Genomic DNA, 15,860 nt, shown 5'->3' with positions numbered 1-15,860 from the left:
GCGGATCGCTTGGTCCCGAACGATTCAAATCCAGTTCTGGAACAGCATCAGCCGATTGAAGGTCGTCATTGACGTCTCGATGGCGGCCACCGTGACCGGCAGCATCGCGATGAAGCCCGCGCATCCGACCGCCACGAAAGCCCACAGCAGCCAGCGCGGCGCGCCCTTGCGCGTCAAGGCGTAGACCAGCACGAAGCTCGCGGTGGTCGCCGCCGGCAGGTAGTAATAGATGAAGCCGAGCGTGCGCGGCAGCAGCGCCCAGGCGAGATACGGGCCGAGATAGAACGCAAGCACGAGAAACGCGTCGCGGCCGCGAGTCACGATCCAATCGCGCAGCGCGATGATCAGCGCGATCAACGCCGGCCACAGCACCAGCGGATTGCCGAGCAACACGATCGCGGCGAACCTGTCATCGCCGACCTTCTCGAACAGGTACCAGACCGGGCGCACCAGAAACGGCCAGGACGGCCACGAACTCATATAGGTGTGGCCCGCGATAGCGGTCGTGGTGTTGTCGGCAAAGATGCGGCGTTGGGCCTCCATGATATCCGTGAATGAGAGGCCGTACAGCGGCACGAAGGCCGCAAGATAGACCGCCGATGGGATCAGCACGAAACAGACAAGGAGGTGCGGAAGACGGAAATCCGGCCACAGGTCCGGCCGGTACCAATCTTCCGCATTGGCGTCGGCAAAACGCGTGCGCCAGCCTTGCATCAGGCGGATCGCCACGATGATCGCGATGCAGGTCGCGAGCACGAACAGCCCACTCCATTTGCAGCCACTCGCAAGCCCCGCGGCCAATCCCGCCAGGGCAAAGGCCGATTGCGGCCGCGCCTGCTTGAAGCCGTGGATGAACGCCGCGATCGCGAACAGGCAGAAGGCGAGCGCAAAAATATCCAGCATCGCAATCCGTGACTGCACGAACAGCATCTGGTTGAAGAAGGCGAGCAGCACGGCCGCGACCGCGCGCTCCTGCGAGGCGAACAGCGCAAGCCCGCCGAGATAGACGCCGACCAGCGCCAGCGCACCGAACAGCGCCGCGGGATAGCGCCACCCCAACGGCACGTCGCCAAACACCTTGATCGAGAGCGCGATGATCTCCTTGGCGAGCGGCGGATGCATCGGGTTGAGCATCGGGCCCTCAACCACCGGCAACAGCATCTGCCGCGCCGCCGGCACGTAATGCACCTCATCGAAATAGAGCTTGTCCGGCGCGGTGATCCCGATCATCAGCACGACGTGGCTGACGATGAAGACGATTGCCGCGACGATCGCCGTGCGCGCGGTGGGACGCCGCGGAACAAAAGAAGATTCGGATGCGATGTTCAAAGGGCGAGCACGGTGCGAGGGGAACGCAGCTTGCGACAACTATACGATATCAGCTGCATCCGCGATCCGTCGCCACGGTCATGTGACGGAACCATCGTGCCGACAATCCGCAACCAGGGCTGGTTCGAATGTGGCGGCCGACTTGGCTTCCGCATCACAAGGGCTGGATCGCCGACTTGTTCCTGGACGGCACCGCCGGGCCGCAGCCGGTCGGCAACTGGGTTCACGGTGGCGTGGGGCTGCGAATTCATTATGAGGCATACTGTCATGCCCCGCTCCATGCGGGGCATCCAGTACGCCGCGGCCCGTCCGTCGAGCACAGACGTCTCTGGAATACTGGATCGCCCGGACGACGAGCCGGGCGATGACAGTGAACGCACCGACCTTACGCCGCCGCCTCGCCCTCATAGGCCCGGCGCAAACCTTCGACGTCGAGCTTGATCATACCGAGCACGGCTTGCATAACGCGCGCCGCGCCAGCGGCGTCGGACCCGCCGAGATATTGGCGGACCGCCGTCGGCACGATCTGCCAAGCCACGCCGTAGCGATCGCGCAGCCAGCCGCACTGCTCCTCCTTGCCACCATCCGCCAGCAGCGCGGCCCAGAGCCGATCGACCTCGGCCTGATCGACGCAGTCGATCGAGAACGAGATCGCGTGAGTGTGTTCCATCCTCATTCCACCGTTCAGCGCCATGAAGCGCTGACCCGCGAGCGTGAACTCGACCAGCAGCACCGTGCCGGCCTTCCCGCCGGGGCTATCGATGACATTTTTCTGGACCGCCTCGATCCGAGAACCGGGCAGCAGCGAGACATAGAAGTTCGCGGCCTCCTCGGCCTCGCCGTCGAACCACAGGCAGGGTGACACCTTTGACATCGATGAACTCCTTGTCGGCGGGCGATCAGGCGGTGGCTGCGGCGGACTGCGCCTTCATCGCGGCCTCGACATCCATCCACATCACTTCCCAGATATGTCCGTCGGGATCCTCGAAGCTGCGGCCGTACATGAAGCCGTAATCCTGCTGCGGCGACGGATCGCCAGTACCGCCCGCGCCCTTCGCCTTGGTCACGTAACCATCGACTGCGTCGCGGCTGTCGGCGGAGAGGCAGATCAGCACCTCGCTGGTGGCGCTGGCATCGGCAATCTTCTTCGGGGTGAACTGCCGGAACTTGTCGTGCGTCAGCAGCATGACGTGAATGGTGTCGGAGATCACCATGCAGGAGGCGGTATCGTCCGAAAATTGCGGGTTCTTGGCCGCGCCGATCGCCTCGTAGAAGGCGGTGGCGCGGGCGAGGTTGCTGACCGGCAGGTTGACGAAGATCATTGTCGGCTTGGCCATGAAAGGCTCCTTTTCGCGGGGTTGTGCCCCGAGGACGAACCGGTTGGCCGGCTCCCGACATCACCACCCCAATTTTTCTTGCGGCGTCGTGCCGCAGGCAGCCTCAGGTCGCGATCGGCGTCGGCATGGTCAGAAATGCCCGCGTCACATGCCAGAACAGCTCACGATTGGTGGCAAGCGCCACCGAATGTGCCGTGCCGGGCAGGATGATGAACTGCCGGTCGCCGTTCGGCAGTTTGTTGAAGAACTCCTCGAGGTCCGGCACCGCCGCGATCCCGTCATACTCGCCGCGGACCAGCAGCACCGGCGCCAGCACCTTCTCCGGATGCACCACCGGCAGGTTGGCCGTCATGTCGAGATAGGTGCCGGTCGGGATCTGGTCACCGAACTGCATCTCGACATCGGCCAGCACCTCGACCACAGCGGGGTCCGACGTGCCGGGCTTGTCGCGGGTCGCGATCGAGCGGATCATGTCGCGGTCGCGCTTGCGCATGTTGTGGCTGCGATAATAGGCAAGCTGCTCGGCACGCCTTGCCAGCGTCGGCGAGCCCTCGCCCTTGTAGGTGAAGGCCGCGCACACCAGCCTGTCGACGCGCTCGGGGGCGGCCATCGCGAAAGCGCCCGCCCGCAGCGCGCCCGAGGATTCGCCGACGAAGTGATATCTCGTCTGCCCGGTCTCACGCGCGATCACCTCGACCGCCGCTTTCAGGTCCTCGACGCCGCTCGCGATGTCCGCATTGCCCGAGGTGCGGCCCGACTTGCCGTAATTCTCATGGTCCATCGTCCAGCAATCGAAGCCGTAGCGCGCAAAGACATTGAGCAACGAATATTCACCCCTGCCGGGCACCGTGAGATCGAACACCCTTGATGTCACCGACGAGCCGTGCACGAAGAAAACCACGGGCCGCGCCGGTTCGCCCGGCTTCGGCACACCGATCCGCTTGCGGAACATCCACAAGGGAATGTCACCCTTCTTCGCCCAGTATTCGTTGCTCCATATTTCTCCGTCGGCAGGAACGGCGGTCGCGGCCTGTGTCGGCGCTTCGCCGAGCACACCGGCTGCCGTCGCAATGCCGATGCCTCTGATAATGGTGCGCCGCGAATGGTCTGACAGCATCATCGTTCGCTCCCTCCGGAGTTCTTCGGCCGATCCGGCGCGATCGAGCATAGCAGCGCGCATGCCTGGTTGCGCGACGCCGGCATCTCGCGACCGCGGATACGAAATGCACGATTTTGTGAACACGCTTTGCGGCAATCGGCGCGGACGACGGACGGGCTTGGTCCTAGTCTCGATGGCGATCCGACCGGAAAAAATCCGGCGAGAAGCGGGAGCGAAGAATGAGCAGCAATCTCACCGACGAAGAACTTGCCGCGTTGATGCCCTCGGAACTGTGCCAGTACCAGACGCCGATTCCGACCCAAATCGTCTCCAGCGACGAGTTTTATCCCGACCCACAGAACGAACGGCAGCGCGAGGTCGAGGCGCGGCTGCTCGCGATGGCCGACGATCTCGGCGGCAAGCACGGCCTCGACCGCCGCAGATTCTTCCAGACCGCGGCCGGCATGGCCGCCTCCTTCGTCGCCATGAACCAGGTCTACGGGGAGTTGTTCGACGTGACTCCGGCGGAGGCCGCGACGCCCGCGATGGCCGAGGGGCGCGCCAACGGGTTGAAGGACCAGTTCATCATGGACATGCACACGCATTTCCTGCGCGACGACACCCGCATCATGGGCTTCGTGGAAATGCGCAAGGCGGTCGGCAAGGCCGGCTGGAACAAGGAGCTCAGCGATCACGAGCAGACCATCGAAGATCTCAAGTTCAATAACTACAAGAAAGAGATGTTTCTCGATTCCGACACCAAGATCGCGCTGATCTCCTCGGCGCCGTCGGATATCGAGCAGGACTGGTTCCTGACCAACGAGCAGATGGCCGACGCGCGCAAGAAGATGAACGACGAGGCCGGCTCGCGGCGGGTGTTCTGCCACGCCATCTTCACGCCCGGGCAACCCGGCTGGCTCGACAAGCTCGACGCCGCGTTGGCGCTAAAGCCGGAATCCTGCAAGGGCTACACGATCGGCGACAACACCCACAAGGAGATCAGCCGCTACCCCTGGCGGCTGGACGACGAGAAGGTCGCCTACAAGGGCTATGAGAAGATGGTGAAGGCGGGCATCAAGAATGTCTGCGTCCACAAGGGACTGTTCCCGCCCGGGATCGAGAAGCAGTATCCGAATCTGCGCGGCTTCGCCGACGTGGCCGATGTCGGCCGGGCGGCGAAGGACTGGCCGCAGCTCAACTTCATCATCTATCACTCGGCTTATCGCCATGTCGGCGGCGATCCGAAGGTGGCGCTCGCCGAGTTCGAACGCACCGGCCGCATCGCCTGGACCTCCGATCTCGCCGACATCCCGGCGCAGTATGGCGTCAACAATGTCTATGGCGATGTCGGGCAATTGTTCGCGACCACGCTGGTCGCCGAGCCCAATGTATGCGCCGCGCTGATGGGCACGCTGATCAAGGGGCTCGGTGTCGACCACGTCTGCTGGGGTACCGATGCGCTATGGACCGGCGCGCCGCAATGGCAGATCGAGGGGCTGCGGCGTCTGGAAATCCCCGAAATGATGCAGAAGAAGTTCGGCTACGCGCCGCTCGGCCCCGCCGATGGCCCGGTGAAGACGGCGATCTTCGGCGACAACAATGCCCGGCTTTACAACATCCAGCCGAAGCGCGCGATGCTGGAAATCAGGGGCGATCGCTTCGCGATGATGAAGGCGCAGTATGAGAAGGCCGGCCCCGAGCCGTCGAATACGCGCTACGGCTATGTAGTGCCGAACGGCCTGATCGATCATCGGGTGTTTGCGTAACCCTCGCTCGTCATTCCGGGGCTCGCGAAGCGAGAACCCGGAATCTCGATATTGTGGCGCGAGATTCCGGGTTCTACGCTTACGCATCGCTCCGGAATGACTACGTCATCTCCCCGTAAACCTCGGCTTGCGCTTCTCGCTGAATGCCTTGGCGCCTTCCTTGATGTCCGCGCTGTCCTTGATGGCGTCGAGAATCCGGCGCACCTCGGCGACCGTCTCCAGCGGCCCCTTCGGCATCGCATCGCGGGCGAGTTTCTTCAGCGCCTGCACCACCAGCGGCGCATTGTCGGCGATCTTGGCCGCCACCTCCTGCGCCGCCGCGAGGTGCCGTCCCGGCGGCGTGATGCGGTTGACGAAGCCGATCTGGTAGGCACGCTCGGCCGACAGTTCCTCACCGACGAGCAGAAACTCCATCGCGATCTTGTGCGGCATGCGCGCCAGCACCGAGGAGACGCCGCCGCCGGTGGTGCCGATCTTGGCCTCCGGATAGACGAACCGCGTCGTCTCCGAGGCGACGCAGATGTCGGCCATCTGCACCAGCACGAAGCCGCCACCGACCACCCAGCCCGACGTCGCCGCGATCACCGGCTTGTCGAGCTCGACACCGAGCCCGGGCACCGCTTGCCACATGTTAGCGGGAAAATCCCTGACGTCGGCGCCGACGCAGAAATACTTCTCCTCGGCCGAGGCCAGCACCGCGACGCGGTCGTCGCTGTCGCGAAAGCGCCGCCAGGCGTTCTGCAACTCATCGCACAGCGCGTTGTTGAGCGCGTTGTGCGACGAGACACGGTCCATCGTGATGGTCGCGACGTGGTCGGCGCTCTCGTAACGAACGAGCGTCATGCTGGCCTCCCTGATCTGTTGTTGTTTGTCGACGCGGCGTTGCCGCGGCGCTATTTCTTCTCGTCGGGATGCCGGTGCACCGGGTCGACCCACAGCACGGTCTCCGGCTTCTCGATCGGCTCGATGTCGAGATTGATCGCGACCGCCTCGCCGTCGGACCGCACCAGCACACATTCCAGCACCTCGTCGCGGCTGGCGTTGATCTCCTGATGCGGCACGTAGGGCGGCACGAAGATGAAATCGCCGGGACCGGCTTCGGCGGTGAACTGCAGCTTCTCGCCCCAGCGCATCCGCGCCTTGCCCTTCACGACATAGATGATGCTTTCGAGGTGACCGTGATGATGCGCGCCGGTCTTGGCGTCCGGCTTGATGCTGACGGTGCCCGCCCACAATTTCTGCGCACCGACGCGGGCGAAATTGATCGCGGCCTTGCGGTCCATGCCGGCGGTCGACGGTACATTCGGATCGAGCTGGTTGCCGGGAATCACGCGGACGCCGTCGTGCTTCCAGCGCTCGTCGTCGTGATCATGATGGTCGTGGGGATGGGTGTGATCGTGGGAACCGCTCATCGTTCTTGCTTTCGTTGGTCAGGTTTCGTGCGTGGAACGCTAGCGAAAAGCGCCCCTGCAGGCGAGCGCAAAATCGGAACATCGCCATGTGCCGGCGCGTTGCATCAGCGTATTCCGAACGCATTCCGAAGGAGTAATTTCATGGGTAGCACGACCGACAAGATCAAGGGCACGGCCAATGAGGCGATCGGCAGGTTCAAGCGGCGTCTTGGCAAGGTCACCGGTTCTCCGGCGATGCAGGGCAGAGGTGCGATCCTGGAAGCCAAGGGCAAGGGACAGAGGGCACTCGGCGGCGTCAAGAGCATCGTCAGACACGCCGTCAACAGGGTGACCGCAGCGGCTCACTGGCCTCGCTGAACGAGAGATGAGACGGCCGGCCTATCAAGCCGGCCGTTCGAGCATTTGCGTCGGTGGTCAGCCGCGCCGGCGCGGATGTGCCAGCACATCCGGATGTGCCAGCACATCCGGATTGACCACGTTCGTCGGCGTGCCGGCGGCGTAGGCCACGATCTGATCGAAAATATCGGTGAACTGGATTTCGTATTCGTCGCGCGAGACGTAGCCGAGATGCGGCGTGCAGACCACATTGTCCATGTTGAGCAGCGGATCCGCGGTGTCGCGCAGCGGCTCCTTCTCGTAGACGTCGATCGCGGCCATGCCGGGCCGGCCGGCCCGCAGCGCATTGACCAGCGCGCCCGGCGCGATCAATGGCGCGCGGCTGGTGTTGACGATCAGCGCGGTCTCTTTCATCCGCGCAAGATCTTCCGCCTCGACGATGCCGCGCGTTGCGTCAACCAGCCGCATATGCAGCGACAGCACGTCGCAGCGGGCAAAGAAGTCTGCCTTGCTGGCCGCGGTCTCGTAGCCGTCGGCGCGCGCCTTCGCCATCGCCGGCTCGCGCGCCCACACCAGCACGTTCATGCCGAACGCCCTGCCGTAGCCAGCGACCACGGCGCCGATGCGGCCGTAGCCGTAGATGCCGAGCGTTTTGCCGCGCAACGTATGGCCGACGCCGATCTGCCACTTCCCCGCCTTGAGCGCCGCCATCTGTTGCGGGATCGCGCGCATCGCCGCGAGGATCATGCCCCACGTGAACTCGGCGGTGGCGTAGGACGGCGTGTCGGCGTGCTGGCTCGACGACACGATGATGCCGAGCCGCGTGCAGGTGTCGATGTCGATATGCGGATAGACACTGCGCTGGCTGATCAGCTTCAGCTTCGGCAGACGTTCGAGCAGCGGCGTGCGGATCTGGGTGCGTTCGCGGATCAGGACCAGCGCGTCGGTGTCGCGCAACCGTTCCGCGAGCGCATCGACGTCCTGGACGTGATCGTTCCAGATCTTGACGTCGTTGCCGTCGAGCTTGCGGTAGCAATCGAGGGTGCGCAGCGTGTCGAAATAATCGTCGAGGATCGAGATCTTCATCGCTGCGCCCCTCGTCTTGTGGGCCGGTTACTTGACCGCCAGGAGCTTACTTTACACCAAGCAGTTCGACGTCGAACATCAGCGTGGCATTCGGCGGGATCACGCCGCCGGCGCCACGCGCGCCGTAGCCGAGGTTCGGCGGGATGATCAGCGTGCGCTTGCCGCCGACCTTCATGGTGGCGACGCCCTCGTCCCAGCCCTTGATCACGTGACCCTGGCCGATCGGAAATTCGAACGGCTCGTTGCGATCGACCGAGGAGTCGAATTTCTTGCCCTTCTGGCCGTTCTCGTAGAGCCAGCCGGTGTAGTGCATGACGCAGGTCTGGCCGGGCTTCGGCGAAGCGCCGGTGCCGGCCTTGCTGTCGATGATCTGGAGGCCTGAAGCTGTGGTCATGGGCTTTCCTGCAGTTTGGGCCGTTGCCGTTCCGCCGGCAACGGACATGGAGACTGCCGCCGCAAGGCCGGCGAACGCAGTCCTGATGATCGTGCGTCGTGAAGATTGCATCCCGGACGTCCTTCCTTGATTGATATTGATCCCGATCAGTAGCCGAGCGCGCAGCCGTCCTTGCGCGGATCGGAGCTGCCGGTCAGCGTACCCTTGTCCCAATCGATCCAGATGCCCTGGCCGCCGCCGAGCGGCGCGACCACGCTGGTGGTCTTGTGGCCGATCTTCTTCAGGCCCTCGACGATCTCCGCCGGCACGCTGTCCTCGAGCTGGTAGACGCCCTCGTAGTGCAGGCCGCGCGGCATGTCGATCGCCTCCTGCATGTCGCAGCCATAGTCGAGCATGTTGGTCAGCACACGGGTCTGGCCGACCGGCTGATACTGCCCGCCCATCACTCCGAACGGCATCACCGCACGGCCGTTCCTGGTGGCGAGCGCCGGAATGATGGTGTGCAGCGGACGCTTGCCCGGCGCGATGCAGTTCGGATGTCCGGGCTGGATGCGGAAGCCGCCGGCGCGATTCTGCAACAGCACGCCGGTCTTGTTGGAGACGATCGCCGAGCCGAATGAATGCGCGATCGAGTTGATGAAGGAGCAGACGTTGCGATCCTTGTCGACCACCGTGATGTAGACCGTCGACGGGTTCATCGGCGGCGCAACGTTCGGGAGGTCGAGCAGCCGGTCCATCCGGATGTTCTTGATGTGCTCGTCGGCGAATTCGCGGGCAAGGATGCCGGCAACGTCGACATGCACGTGCTGGGGATCGCCGATATGCTGCTCGCGCATCATGTAGGCGATGCGCGCAGCTTCCGCCTCGAGGTGGAAACGCTCCACGCTGAGCGGCTTGAACTTGGTCAGGTCGAAGCGCGACAGGATGTTGAGCATCACCAGCATGGTGATGCCCGGGCCGTTCGGCGGGCATTGCCAGACGTCGTGGCCCTTGTACATCGTTCCGATCGGCGAAGTCGCCTCGGTCGAATGCGCGGCAAAGTCCTCCAGCGTGTGCAGACCGCCGATGCCGCGCAGCGTCTCGACCATGTCGGCGGCGATATCGCCGCCATAGAAGGCGTCGCGGCCATTTTGCGCGATCGCGCGCAGCGTCTTGCCGAGCTCGGACTGGCGGATCACGTCGCCGGCGACCGCAGGCTTGCCGTGCGGCAACAGATAACGCTCGGTGTTGGTGCCGTTCTTCAGCTTCTCGAAGCCGTTCTTCCAGTCGAACGCGATACGCGGGGCGACGACATAGCCCTCTTCGGCGGCCTTGATCGCGGGCTGCAGCAGCCGGTCGAAGCCGAACTTGCCGTGATCCTTCAGGATCACGTCCCAGGCATCGATTGCGCCGGGAATGCTGACCGCATGCGCCGAGGTCAGCGGCACCGAATGGATCTTGCGTTCGAGGTACCACTCGGCAGTGGCCGCCATCGGCGCCCGGCCGCTGCCGTTGTAGGCCGTGATCTTGCCCTCGCCCCTCGGCTGGATCAGCGCGAAGCAGTCGCCGCCGATGCCGGTCGATTGCGGCTCGATGACGCCGAGCAGCGCGCAGGCCGCGACTGCCGCGTCGGCGGCCGTGCCGCCATCGCGCATCACCTCGATGGCCACCAGCGCCGCCTCCGGATGCGACGTCGCCACCATCGCGTTCTGGGCGTGGACCGTGGAACGGCCGGCGAAATGGAAATTCCTCATATCGGAGTGCTCGCTTGATCGTGATGGTCGGATGCTGCTGCGGCGGATGGATGCCAGGGGAATACGAAGTACATGGCACATTCATCCCCGGCAGGGCAATGCTTGGCATGCCAGAGGAATTATCCCGATAATGCATGGCTTTGCGGGGTTTCGCAGGCCTGACCGGCCTGATAAACCCCGGCCATGCCCTTCAAGGTCGCCGCCTTCTACCAATTCGCCGCGCTGCCCGACTTCCGTGCGCTGCGCGAGCCGCTGCGCGCGTTCTGCACTAAGCTCGATCTCAAGGGCAGCGTGCTGCTCGCCCATGAAGGCATCAACGGCACCATTGCCGGCACCGATGAAGCCATCGACGTCTTCGTCGCGGAGCTCAGGCACGGGCCGCTGGTCGGCGGCCGCCTCGACAATCTCGAGCTGAAATTCTCCGAAGCGGCGCAGACGCCGTTCCAGCGGCTCAAGGTGCGGCTGAAGAAGGAGATCGTCACGCTCGGCGACATCACGGTCGATCCGACGCGACAGGCCGGCACCTATGTCGATGCCGCCGACTGGAACGAACTCATTGCCGCACCAGATATCATGGTGCTCGACACCCGCAACGCCTTCGAGGTCGCGATGGGCACTTTCGAAGGCGCGGTCGATCCCAGGCTCGCGAGCTTCGGGCAATTCAAGGAATTTGCCGCGCGGCACCTTGATCCCACGAAGCACCGCAGGATCGCGATGTTCTGCACCGGGGGCATCCGCTGCGAGAAGGCGAGTGCCTATCTGCTCGCGCAAGGCTTTGCCGAGGTCTATCACCTCAAGGGCGGCATCCTGAAATATCTCGAGGAAACGCCGCAGCAGGACAGCCGCTGGCGCGGCGACTGTTTTGTGTTCGACGAACGTGTCGCGCTCGGCCACGGCCTGCGCGAGCGTGCAAGAGCGCTTGCGATCGAAGCGGAGAGTGAGCGTGGCTGCTGCGAGGCTGCCGACCATGAATGATACAGCGAAACTGAGCGAGCGAATCGATGCGCTGGAGGTCCGGCTGACCTACCAGGACGAAACCATCGAAACGCTGAACCAGACCATCACCGCGCAATGGAAGCAGATCGACGCGCTGACGCGTCAGATCGTGGAGTTGCGCGATCGGCTTCAGGAGACCGAACGACAAGCGCCGGGGCCCGCCAACGAGCGCCCACCGCACTACTGATCAATGCCGCCGGAACGCGGCGGCACTGATCTACATGTTGCTCACCTGACGCATCGGCTTCGCGCCGCTGAAGAACAGGCTCGACAATCGCTGCACCATCGCCGTCGCCCGGCTTCCTTCGAGGCCCGGACGAACGCACAGCAACCGCTTCTGCAGCGGGAGTTCCGGCAGATAATAGTCCTTCGCCGAAACCAGCGAGGACGGGATCATCCGCTCGGGAAACGCCGTCAGTCCGTATCCGGCCCGCGCGGCTTCCAGTCGCAATTGGTGGTTCGGGCTCCTGAACACGATTTTGAACGAGATGTTGTGCTTGGTCAGCGTCCGGATCATCCAATCATCACCGGGCCAGGCCAGGATCGGGATCGGTGCACCGGGCCGAAGCACAAAATCGCGTGATCGCACCCAGACCGACCGCTCCTCGGCCTCGGCGGCGATCGTCACCTCGTCGTCGTTCTGCAGCGAAGGGTTGCTGTAGACGAACGCGATGTCGATGTAGCCGTCGATCAATCCTCTGATGACGATCGGCGACATGTCGGCGTGAACCAGCACATCGGCGAGTGCGTCGGATGGATGGACCTTGAGGAATTCCTCGGCGAGCATCGTGCTGATTCCCAGCCGCAACGGCTGGGGTCCTTCATGATTGCCGCCGAGTCGAAGCAATTGATCGTTGGCTTCGAGGATACGCCTTGCCTGCTGCACGGCGACTTTGCCGAGGTCAGTGGTTGTGGTGCCGTTTGCCGTCCTGACGAAGAGCGCGCCACCAATCAGGCTTTGCAGTCGCTTGACCTGCGAACTGATCGCCGGCTGACTGAGGCCGAGGCGCTCCCCGGCCTTCGATAGACTTCCCGTCTCTGCAATCGCAACGACGGTGCGAACGATCTCAGTAGGAATATTCAAATGCTGACGTGGTCTGTGCATCGCGAGCCCTCCAATCTCAGCACGGGACGCAATTGCGATCTCCATAGTATGTGGTTCAGCTATACTAACATTTGGTTGCATTTTCGTTTAGCTTCAATTTGCTGCGACTCTACCGCAATTGCAGTCCATATGTATTGTTACGTGCATTGCTACGTAGTGCTACGGTATCGCACGGCCGTGCCTGCACACGCACGCGGCACCTCAACACCATCGACCCCGGAATTCTGCGGACATGCCATCAAAGATTTTGATCGCCCCATAAGGCATCGCGCATCCGATAAGTTCTAGTGCAGCCATTCATTTGAATTGGCGCCACTGATTCGCGGAAGCGTTTTCATAGTTTTCCTTAATCAAAGCCTCGCAACGTGCAGCCGTCGTTTGCGTTTCGAGGTGTGCCATGACCAGGTTCTTTCGCTGTCGAAGCGGCGCTTCTGCTGTCGAATTTGCGATGATACTACCGCTGTTTCTTGCCTTCATTTTCGGCATCATCGTATTCGGCTCGTACCTCGCGATGGTGCATGGCGTTCAGCAGCTCGCCGCCGAAGCGGCGCGGTCATCTATCGCGGGAATGACCGACCCCGAACGCAACAGCCTCGCGACGAATTACGTCACCGCCAATGCATCGACCTATCCGTTGCTGGTTCCCGGCAACCTCACGGTCAATGCCGCGCCATCGCCATCGAATGCCAACGTCTACGTCGTGACGGTCAACTACAACGCGGCCGGAAACTTCATCTACAAGCTGCCTTTCGTCCCGGCGCCGGCGAGCACCATCGTCCGCTCGGCCGCTATCCAGTACGGGGGGTTCTAGGATGACGGGCATCCTCATGCTGATGCGGCGCTTCGGCGCCGACGAACGCGGAAACTTCGCGATGATCACGGCCGGCCTGATGACGCTCGTGATCGGGTGCGCCGGGCTTGCAATCGATCTCGGCTCGATCTTCGCCGACCGGCGCAAGACCCAGAGCACCGCCGACCTCGCCGCGATCGTCGCCGCCGCCAACCTGAGCAATCCGGTCAACGCCGCCACCGCGACGGTGACGCAGAACAACTATCCGGCCAGCGCACTGGTCAAGGTTGAGACCGGGACCTACACCGCAAACAGCGCCATCGCGCCGAAGGCCCGTTTCGTGACTCCGGCGGTCGGCATTGCGAACGCCGCGCGCGTCACGCTGAACACCAAGACTCCGCTCTACTTCGCGCGCTACCTGACTGGTGCGAGCAGCTTCGCCATCACGACGACCGCCACCGCGACATCGACGGAAATGGCTTCGTTCGCGATCGGGTCGAGGTTGCTCTCCGTCAATGGCGGGGCGCTCAACGCGCTGCTCGGGTCCATGCTCGGCACCACGCTGTCGCTCTCGGTGATGGACTACAACTCGCTGATCAGCGCGAAAATCGACGCGCTGGACTTCCTGTCGGCGCTGGCAACCCGGGTCAACCTGACCGGCGTCACCTACAGCGACCTGCTGAGCAGCAATCTCAAGGTCGGCGATATCATGGCGGCCGCACTGACCACACAGCAGATCACCAACGGCGCGAACGCGGCGACGACCGCGCTGTCGACGATCTCCCAGGCCGTCACCGGCTCCTCAACCAAGATTTCGCCGGGCACCCTGGTCGATCTCGGTCCCTTCGCCAACCTCACGGTGGGGCAGAAACCCAAGATCGGCGCCAGTGTTTCGGTGTTCGACCTCATCAATACGGTGGCACAGATCGCCAACGGCAGCCATCAGATCGCGACGTCGATCAATCTCGGCCTGCCCGGCATTGCCAACGTATCCGTGATCGCAACGATCGGCGAGCGCCCGGTCGGCTCGAGCTGGATCGCGATGGGCACCCAGGGCGTGAGCGTCCACACCGCGCAGACCAGGATTCTGGCGACGGTCAACGTGCTCGGCTCCGGCAGCGTTTCCGCGGTCAACCTCCCGGTCTATGTCGAGGTCGCCTCGGGTACCGCGACGCTCAACGCGGTGTCCTGCGGCCATCCGAATATCAACACCTCGCAGGTCACGATCGGCGTGACGCCGGGGATCGTGGATGCCTGGATCGGCAACGTCACGGTCGCCGACATGACCAACTTCACGACCAAGCCCAATCCGCCGCCGGCGACGCTGGTCAATCTCGGCCTCATCACCGTCACCGGCCTCGCCCATGCCGGCATGGGCAATACCACACCGACCAACGTCAATTTCAGCTACAGCGACATCCAGTCGGGGACCAAGAAGACGGTGACGACGACCAACTTCCTTTCATCGCTGACAGGAAGTCTGCTCGGTGACCTTTCGCTCACCATCAATGTCGGCCCGCTCGGGCTACCGATCCCGGGATTGGGCGCGCTCGTCATGAGCATCCTGAACGGCGTAACGAGCTCAATCGATCAGGTGCTGGCGTCCCTGCTCGCGACACTCGGCATCGGACTCGGCCAGGTCGACGTCTGGGTGCTGGGCATCCGCTGCGACGGCGCGGTGCTGGTGAACTAGGGGAACGATCGCGACGGCCATCACATCAGGGGTACGGAGACTGCCGTGAGCGCAACAATAAGAAGATACAAGACCGACAGCCAGCGAACGGTCCTGATGAAGCGCGGAACGATCTTCTTCCGCAACACCAGCATCGGATGTCTTGTGCTCAACATCTCGACCGGCGGGGCGGGGCTTGCGGTGGAAAGCGACGTGGCCGTTCCGTTCGCGTTCGACCTCGAAATCGAGAGTGAGCCGATCCGACGCCACTGCATTCTGGTCTGGCGCCTCGAACGCCGGCTCGGCGTGACCTTCGAGTTTGACCGGATGCAGCGCCCCGAGGTTGGCCCGATCTAGTCTGCCCCGCCGATCACAACATGCGGGCAGCTTCGCTGATCGAGGTCGCCAATCCCGGCTGCGACAATCACGTTCCAGACACGGGCGCACGCTTCCAACCGCCGCTGCGCGGCTAATCGTTTGCGGCATGGTTGAACTCATGTCGCATCGTGGTTAGCGACCGCTGGGATATACCAGCTAATTGTCCCGATTGCCGTCGTGCTTCGATGGCGCGGGCTGCGTGGCGCTGACCGGATCGGAGGCCGGAAAGGTATCTTCCAATCCCTCCTTCAGCCGGGTGCGAGCCTTGCGGTCTGCGGCCCGTGCCTCGTGCGGCTTCTCGGCATGCTTGTCATGCGGGGCAGGATCGAATTTCTCGGCCATATCGTTCCTCCATACCCGGGGACAACGCGGCCGCGCAAAGGAGGGTTCCAGAACCGCTTGGCCCATTGCGCCGCAGCGTGTATCA

At 63.4% G+C, this 15,860-nt stretch carries 19 protein-coding genes and 1 pseudogene; 8 read left to right on the top strand and 12 right to left on the bottom strand.

Annotated elements, in window-relative coordinates:
* Positions 1-24: 24 nt before the first annotated feature.
* The 4 genes from ABIB78_RS02840 to ABIB78_RS02825 all read right to left on the bottom strand — a co-directional run bounded on the left by ABIB78_RS02840 (position 25) and on the right by ABIB78_RS02825 (position 3,786).
* Positions 25-1,230 carry a phospholipid carrier-dependent glycosyltransferase gene (locus ABIB78_RS02840; RefSeq protein WP_429021541.1) on the bottom strand — a complete coding sequence of 402 codons (1,206 nt, stop codon included), beginning with the start codon at positions 1,228-1,230 and terminating at the stop codon, positions 25-27.
* Positions 1,231-1,714: 484 nt separating this feature from the next.
* Positions 1,715-2,203, bottom strand: a complete 489-nt coding sequence (locus ABIB78_RS02835; protein WP_429021167.1) for a VOC family protein — start codon at positions 2,201-2,203, stop codon at positions 1,715-1,717.
* Between the two features lie 25 nt (positions 2,204-2,228).
* Positions 2,229-2,666, bottom strand: a complete 438-nt coding sequence (locus tag ABIB78_RS02830) for a VOC family protein (protein ID WP_429021164.1) — start codon at positions 2,664-2,666, stop codon at positions 2,229-2,231.
* A 103-nt stretch (positions 2,667-2,769) separates the two neighbouring features.
* On the bottom strand, positions 2,770-3,786 hold the full coding sequence (locus ABIB78_RS02825; protein ID WP_429021161.1) for an alpha/beta hydrolase: 1,017 nt from the start codon (positions 3,784-3,786) through the stop codon (positions 2,770-2,772).
* A 218-nt stretch (positions 3,787-4,004) separates the two neighbouring features.
* On the opposite strand from ABIB78_RS02825, the gene ABIB78_RS02820 reads away from it, so the two are divergent.
* A complete protein-coding gene (locus ABIB78_RS02820; protein WP_429021158.1) occupies positions 4,005-5,531 on the top strand; it encodes an amidohydrolase family protein in 1,527 nt (508 codons plus the stop codon).
* A gap of 105 nt (positions 5,532-5,636) precedes the next feature.
* Here ABIB78_RS02820 and ABIB78_RS02815 read toward each other — a convergent pair whose 3' ends face one another.
* Both ABIB78_RS02815 and ABIB78_RS02810 read right to left on the bottom strand, forming a co-directional pair.
* Entirely contained in the window at positions 5,637-6,374 is a 738-nt protein-coding gene (locus tag ABIB78_RS02815; RefSeq protein ID WP_429021155.1) for an enoyl-CoA hydratase/isomerase family protein, read from the bottom strand.
* Positions 6,375-6,424: 50 nt separating this feature from the next.
* On the bottom strand, positions 6,425-6,943 hold the full coding sequence (locus ABIB78_RS02810; RefSeq protein ID WP_429021152.1) for a cupin domain-containing protein: 519 nt from the start codon (positions 6,941-6,943) through the stop codon (positions 6,425-6,427).
* Between the two features lie 141 nt (positions 6,944-7,084).
* Between ABIB78_RS02810 and ABIB78_RS02805 the strand changes: the two genes are divergently transcribed.
* On the top strand, positions 7,085-7,300 hold the full coding sequence (locus ABIB78_RS02805) for a CsbD family protein (RefSeq protein WP_429021150.1): 216 nt from the start codon (positions 7,085-7,087) through the stop codon (positions 7,298-7,300).
* A gap of 57 nt (positions 7,301-7,357) precedes the next feature.
* Here ABIB78_RS02805 and ABIB78_RS02800 read toward each other — a convergent pair whose 3' ends face one another.
* From ABIB78_RS02800 to ggt, 3 genes are all read right to left on the bottom strand, one after another.
* A complete protein-coding gene (locus ABIB78_RS02800; RefSeq protein ID WP_429021147.1) occupies positions 7,358-8,365 on the bottom strand; it encodes a D-2-hydroxyacid dehydrogenase family protein in 1,008 nt (335 codons plus the stop codon).
* 46 nt (positions 8,366-8,411) lie between these two features.
* The gene (locus ABIB78_RS02795) at positions 8,412-8,807 is read right to left on the bottom strand and encodes an FKBP-type peptidyl-prolyl cis-trans isomerase (RefSeq protein ID WP_429021538.1); all 396 of its coding nucleotides are present in this window, start codon (positions 8,805-8,807) and stop codon (positions 8,412-8,414) included.
* A 98-nt stretch (positions 8,808-8,905) separates the two neighbouring features.
* On the bottom strand, positions 8,906-10,492 hold the full coding sequence (ggt, locus tag ABIB78_RS02790) for a gamma-glutamyltransferase (protein ID WP_429021144.1): 1,587 nt from the start codon (positions 10,490-10,492) through the stop codon (positions 8,906-8,908).
* Positions 10,493-10,675: 183 nt separating this feature from the next.
* On the opposite strand from ggt, the gene ABIB78_RS02785 reads away from it, so the two are divergent.
* Positions 10,676-11,467, top strand: a complete 792-nt coding sequence (locus ABIB78_RS02785; RefSeq protein WP_429021143.1) for a rhodanese-related sulfurtransferase — start codon at positions 10,676-10,678, stop codon at positions 11,465-11,467.
* Positions 11,460-11,675 (top strand): SlyX family protein, encoded by a 216-nt coding sequence (locus tag ABIB78_RS02780; protein ID WP_429021141.1) that lies wholly within the window; start codon positions 11,460-11,462, stop codon positions 11,673-11,675. The genes ABIB78_RS02785 and ABIB78_RS02780 overlap by 8 nt, the downstream gene beginning before the upstream one ends.
* Before the next feature lie 30 nt (positions 11,676-11,705).
* On the opposite strand, the gene ABIB78_RS02775 is transcribed toward ABIB78_RS02780, so the two are convergent.
* On the bottom strand, positions 11,706-12,296 hold the full coding sequence (locus tag ABIB78_RS02775; RefSeq protein ID WP_429021536.1) for a LysR substrate-binding domain-containing protein: 591 nt from the start codon (positions 12,294-12,296) through the stop codon (positions 11,706-11,708).
* 15 nt (positions 12,297-12,311) lie between these two features.
* Between ABIB78_RS02775 and ABIB78_RS02770 the strand changes: the two genes are divergently transcribed.
* On the top strand, positions 12,312-12,515 hold the full coding sequence (locus tag ABIB78_RS02770; protein ID WP_429021565.1) for a hypothetical protein: 204 nt from the start codon (positions 12,312-12,314) through the stop codon (positions 12,513-12,515).
* Here the strand turns inward: ABIB78_RS02770 and ABIB78_RS02765 are convergent.
* Positions 12,444-12,593 (bottom strand): annotated as a pseudogene (locus tag ABIB78_RS02765) (helix-turn-helix domain-containing protein); the annotation flags it as partial. The gene ABIB78_RS02770 and the pseudogene ABIB78_RS02765 overlap by 72 nt on opposite strands.
* A gap of 397 nt (positions 12,594-12,990) precedes the next feature.
* Between ABIB78_RS02765 and ABIB78_RS02760 the strand changes: the two are divergent.
* Genes ABIB78_RS02760 through ABIB78_RS02750 form a run of 3 tightly spaced genes read left to right on the top strand, consistent with a single transcriptional unit; the run spans position 12,991 to position 15,412 of the window.
* Positions 12,991-13,404 carry a TadE/TadG family type IV pilus assembly protein gene (locus tag ABIB78_RS02760; protein ID WP_429021139.1) on the top strand — a complete coding sequence of 138 codons (414 nt, stop codon included), beginning with the start codon at positions 12,991-12,993 and terminating at the stop codon, positions 13,402-13,404.
* A gap of 1 nt (position 13,405) precedes the next feature.
* The gene (locus tag ABIB78_RS02755; protein WP_429021138.1) at positions 13,406-15,076 is read left to right on the top strand and encodes a pilus assembly protein TadG-related protein; all 1,671 of its coding nucleotides are present in this window, start codon (positions 13,406-13,408) and stop codon (positions 15,074-15,076) included.
* A 45-nt stretch (positions 15,077-15,121) separates the two neighbouring features.
* Positions 15,122-15,412, top strand: coding sequence for a PilZ domain-containing protein (locus ABIB78_RS02750; RefSeq protein WP_429021136.1), 291 nt, complete (start codon positions 15,122-15,124; stop codon positions 15,410-15,412).
* Between the two features lie 177 nt (positions 15,413-15,589).
* On the opposite strand, the gene ABIB78_RS02745 is transcribed toward ABIB78_RS02750, so the two are convergent.
* Positions 15,590-15,775 (bottom strand): hypothetical protein, encoded by a 186-nt coding sequence (locus ABIB78_RS02745; RefSeq protein ID WP_429021134.1) that lies wholly within the window; start codon positions 15,773-15,775, stop codon positions 15,590-15,592.
* Positions 15,776-15,860: the final 85 nt, after the last annotated feature.

Source organism: Bradyrhizobium sp. I1.14.4, from assembly GCF_050435825.1.
Taxonomy (GTDB): Bacteria; Pseudomonadota; Alphaproteobacteria; order Rhizobiales; family Xanthobacteraceae; genus Bradyrhizobium.
The sequence above is the reverse complement of the archived record's forward strand: the minus strand, read 5'-3'. Positions and strand labels throughout refer to the sequence as shown.

What these genes read in the sequence shown, in the direction of transcription:
- ABIB78_RS02840 (WP_429021541.1), bottom strand. Translation starts at nt 1,230, where the DNA reads ATGATCGGGATCACCGCGCCGGACAAGCTCTATTTCGATGAGGTGCAT.
- ABIB78_RS02835 (WP_429021167.1), bottom strand. Translation starts at nt 2,203, where the DNA reads ATGTCAAAGGTGTCACCCTGCCTGTGGTTCGACGGCGAGGCCGAGGAG.
- ABIB78_RS02830 (WP_429021164.1), bottom strand. Translation starts at nt 2,666, where the DNA reads ATGGCCAAGCCGACAATGATCTTCGTCAACCTGCCGGTCAGCAACCTC.
- ABIB78_RS02825 (WP_429021161.1), bottom strand. Translation starts at nt 3,786, where the DNA reads ATGATGCTGTCAGACCATTCGCGGCGCACCATTATCAGAGGCATCGGC.
- ABIB78_RS02820 (WP_429021158.1), top strand. Translation starts at nt 4,005, where the DNA reads ATGAGCAGCAATCTCACCGACGAAGAACTTGCCGCGTTGATGCCCTCG.
- ABIB78_RS02815 (WP_429021155.1), bottom strand. Translation starts at nt 6,374, where the DNA reads ATGACGCTCGTTCGTTACGAGAGCGCCGACCACGTCGCGACCATCACG.
- ABIB78_RS02810 (WP_429021152.1), bottom strand. Translation starts at nt 6,943, where the DNA reads ATGAGCGGTTCCCACGATCACACCCATCCCCACGACCATCATGATCAC.
- ABIB78_RS02805 (WP_429021150.1), top strand. Translation starts at nt 7,085, where the DNA reads ATGGGTAGCACGACCGACAAGATCAAGGGCACGGCCAATGAGGCGATC.
- ABIB78_RS02800 (WP_429021147.1), bottom strand. Translation starts at nt 8,365, where the DNA reads ATGAAGATCTCGATCCTCGACGATTATTTCGACACGCTGCGCACCCTC.
- ABIB78_RS02795 (WP_429021538.1), bottom strand. Translation starts at nt 8,807, where the DNA reads ATGTCCGTTGCCGGCGGAACGGCAACGGCCCAAACTGCAGGAAAGCCC.
- ggt (WP_429021144.1), bottom strand. Translation starts at nt 10,492, where the DNA reads ATGAGGAATTTCCATTTCGCCGGCCGTTCCACGGTCCACGCCCAGAAC.
- ABIB78_RS02785 (WP_429021143.1), top strand. Translation starts at nt 10,676, where the DNA reads ATGCCCTTCAAGGTCGCCGCCTTCTACCAATTCGCCGCGCTGCCCGAC.
- ABIB78_RS02780 (WP_429021141.1), top strand. Translation starts at nt 11,460, where the DNA reads ATGAATGATACAGCGAAACTGAGCGAGCGAATCGATGCGCTGGAGGTC.
- ABIB78_RS02770 (WP_429021565.1), top strand. Translation starts at nt 12,312, where the DNA reads ATGATTGCCGCCGAGTCGAAGCAATTGATCGTTGGCTTCGAGGATACG.
- ABIB78_RS02760 (WP_429021139.1), top strand. Translation starts at nt 12,991, where the DNA reads ATGACCAGGTTCTTTCGCTGTCGAAGCGGCGCTTCTGCTGTCGAATTT.
- ABIB78_RS02755 (WP_429021138.1), top strand. Translation starts at nt 13,406, where the DNA reads ATGACGGGCATCCTCATGCTGATGCGGCGCTTCGGCGCCGACGAACGC.
- ABIB78_RS02745 (WP_429021134.1), bottom strand. Translation starts at nt 15,775, where the DNA reads ATGGCCGAGAAATTCGATCCTGCCCCGCATGACAAGCATGCCGAGAAG.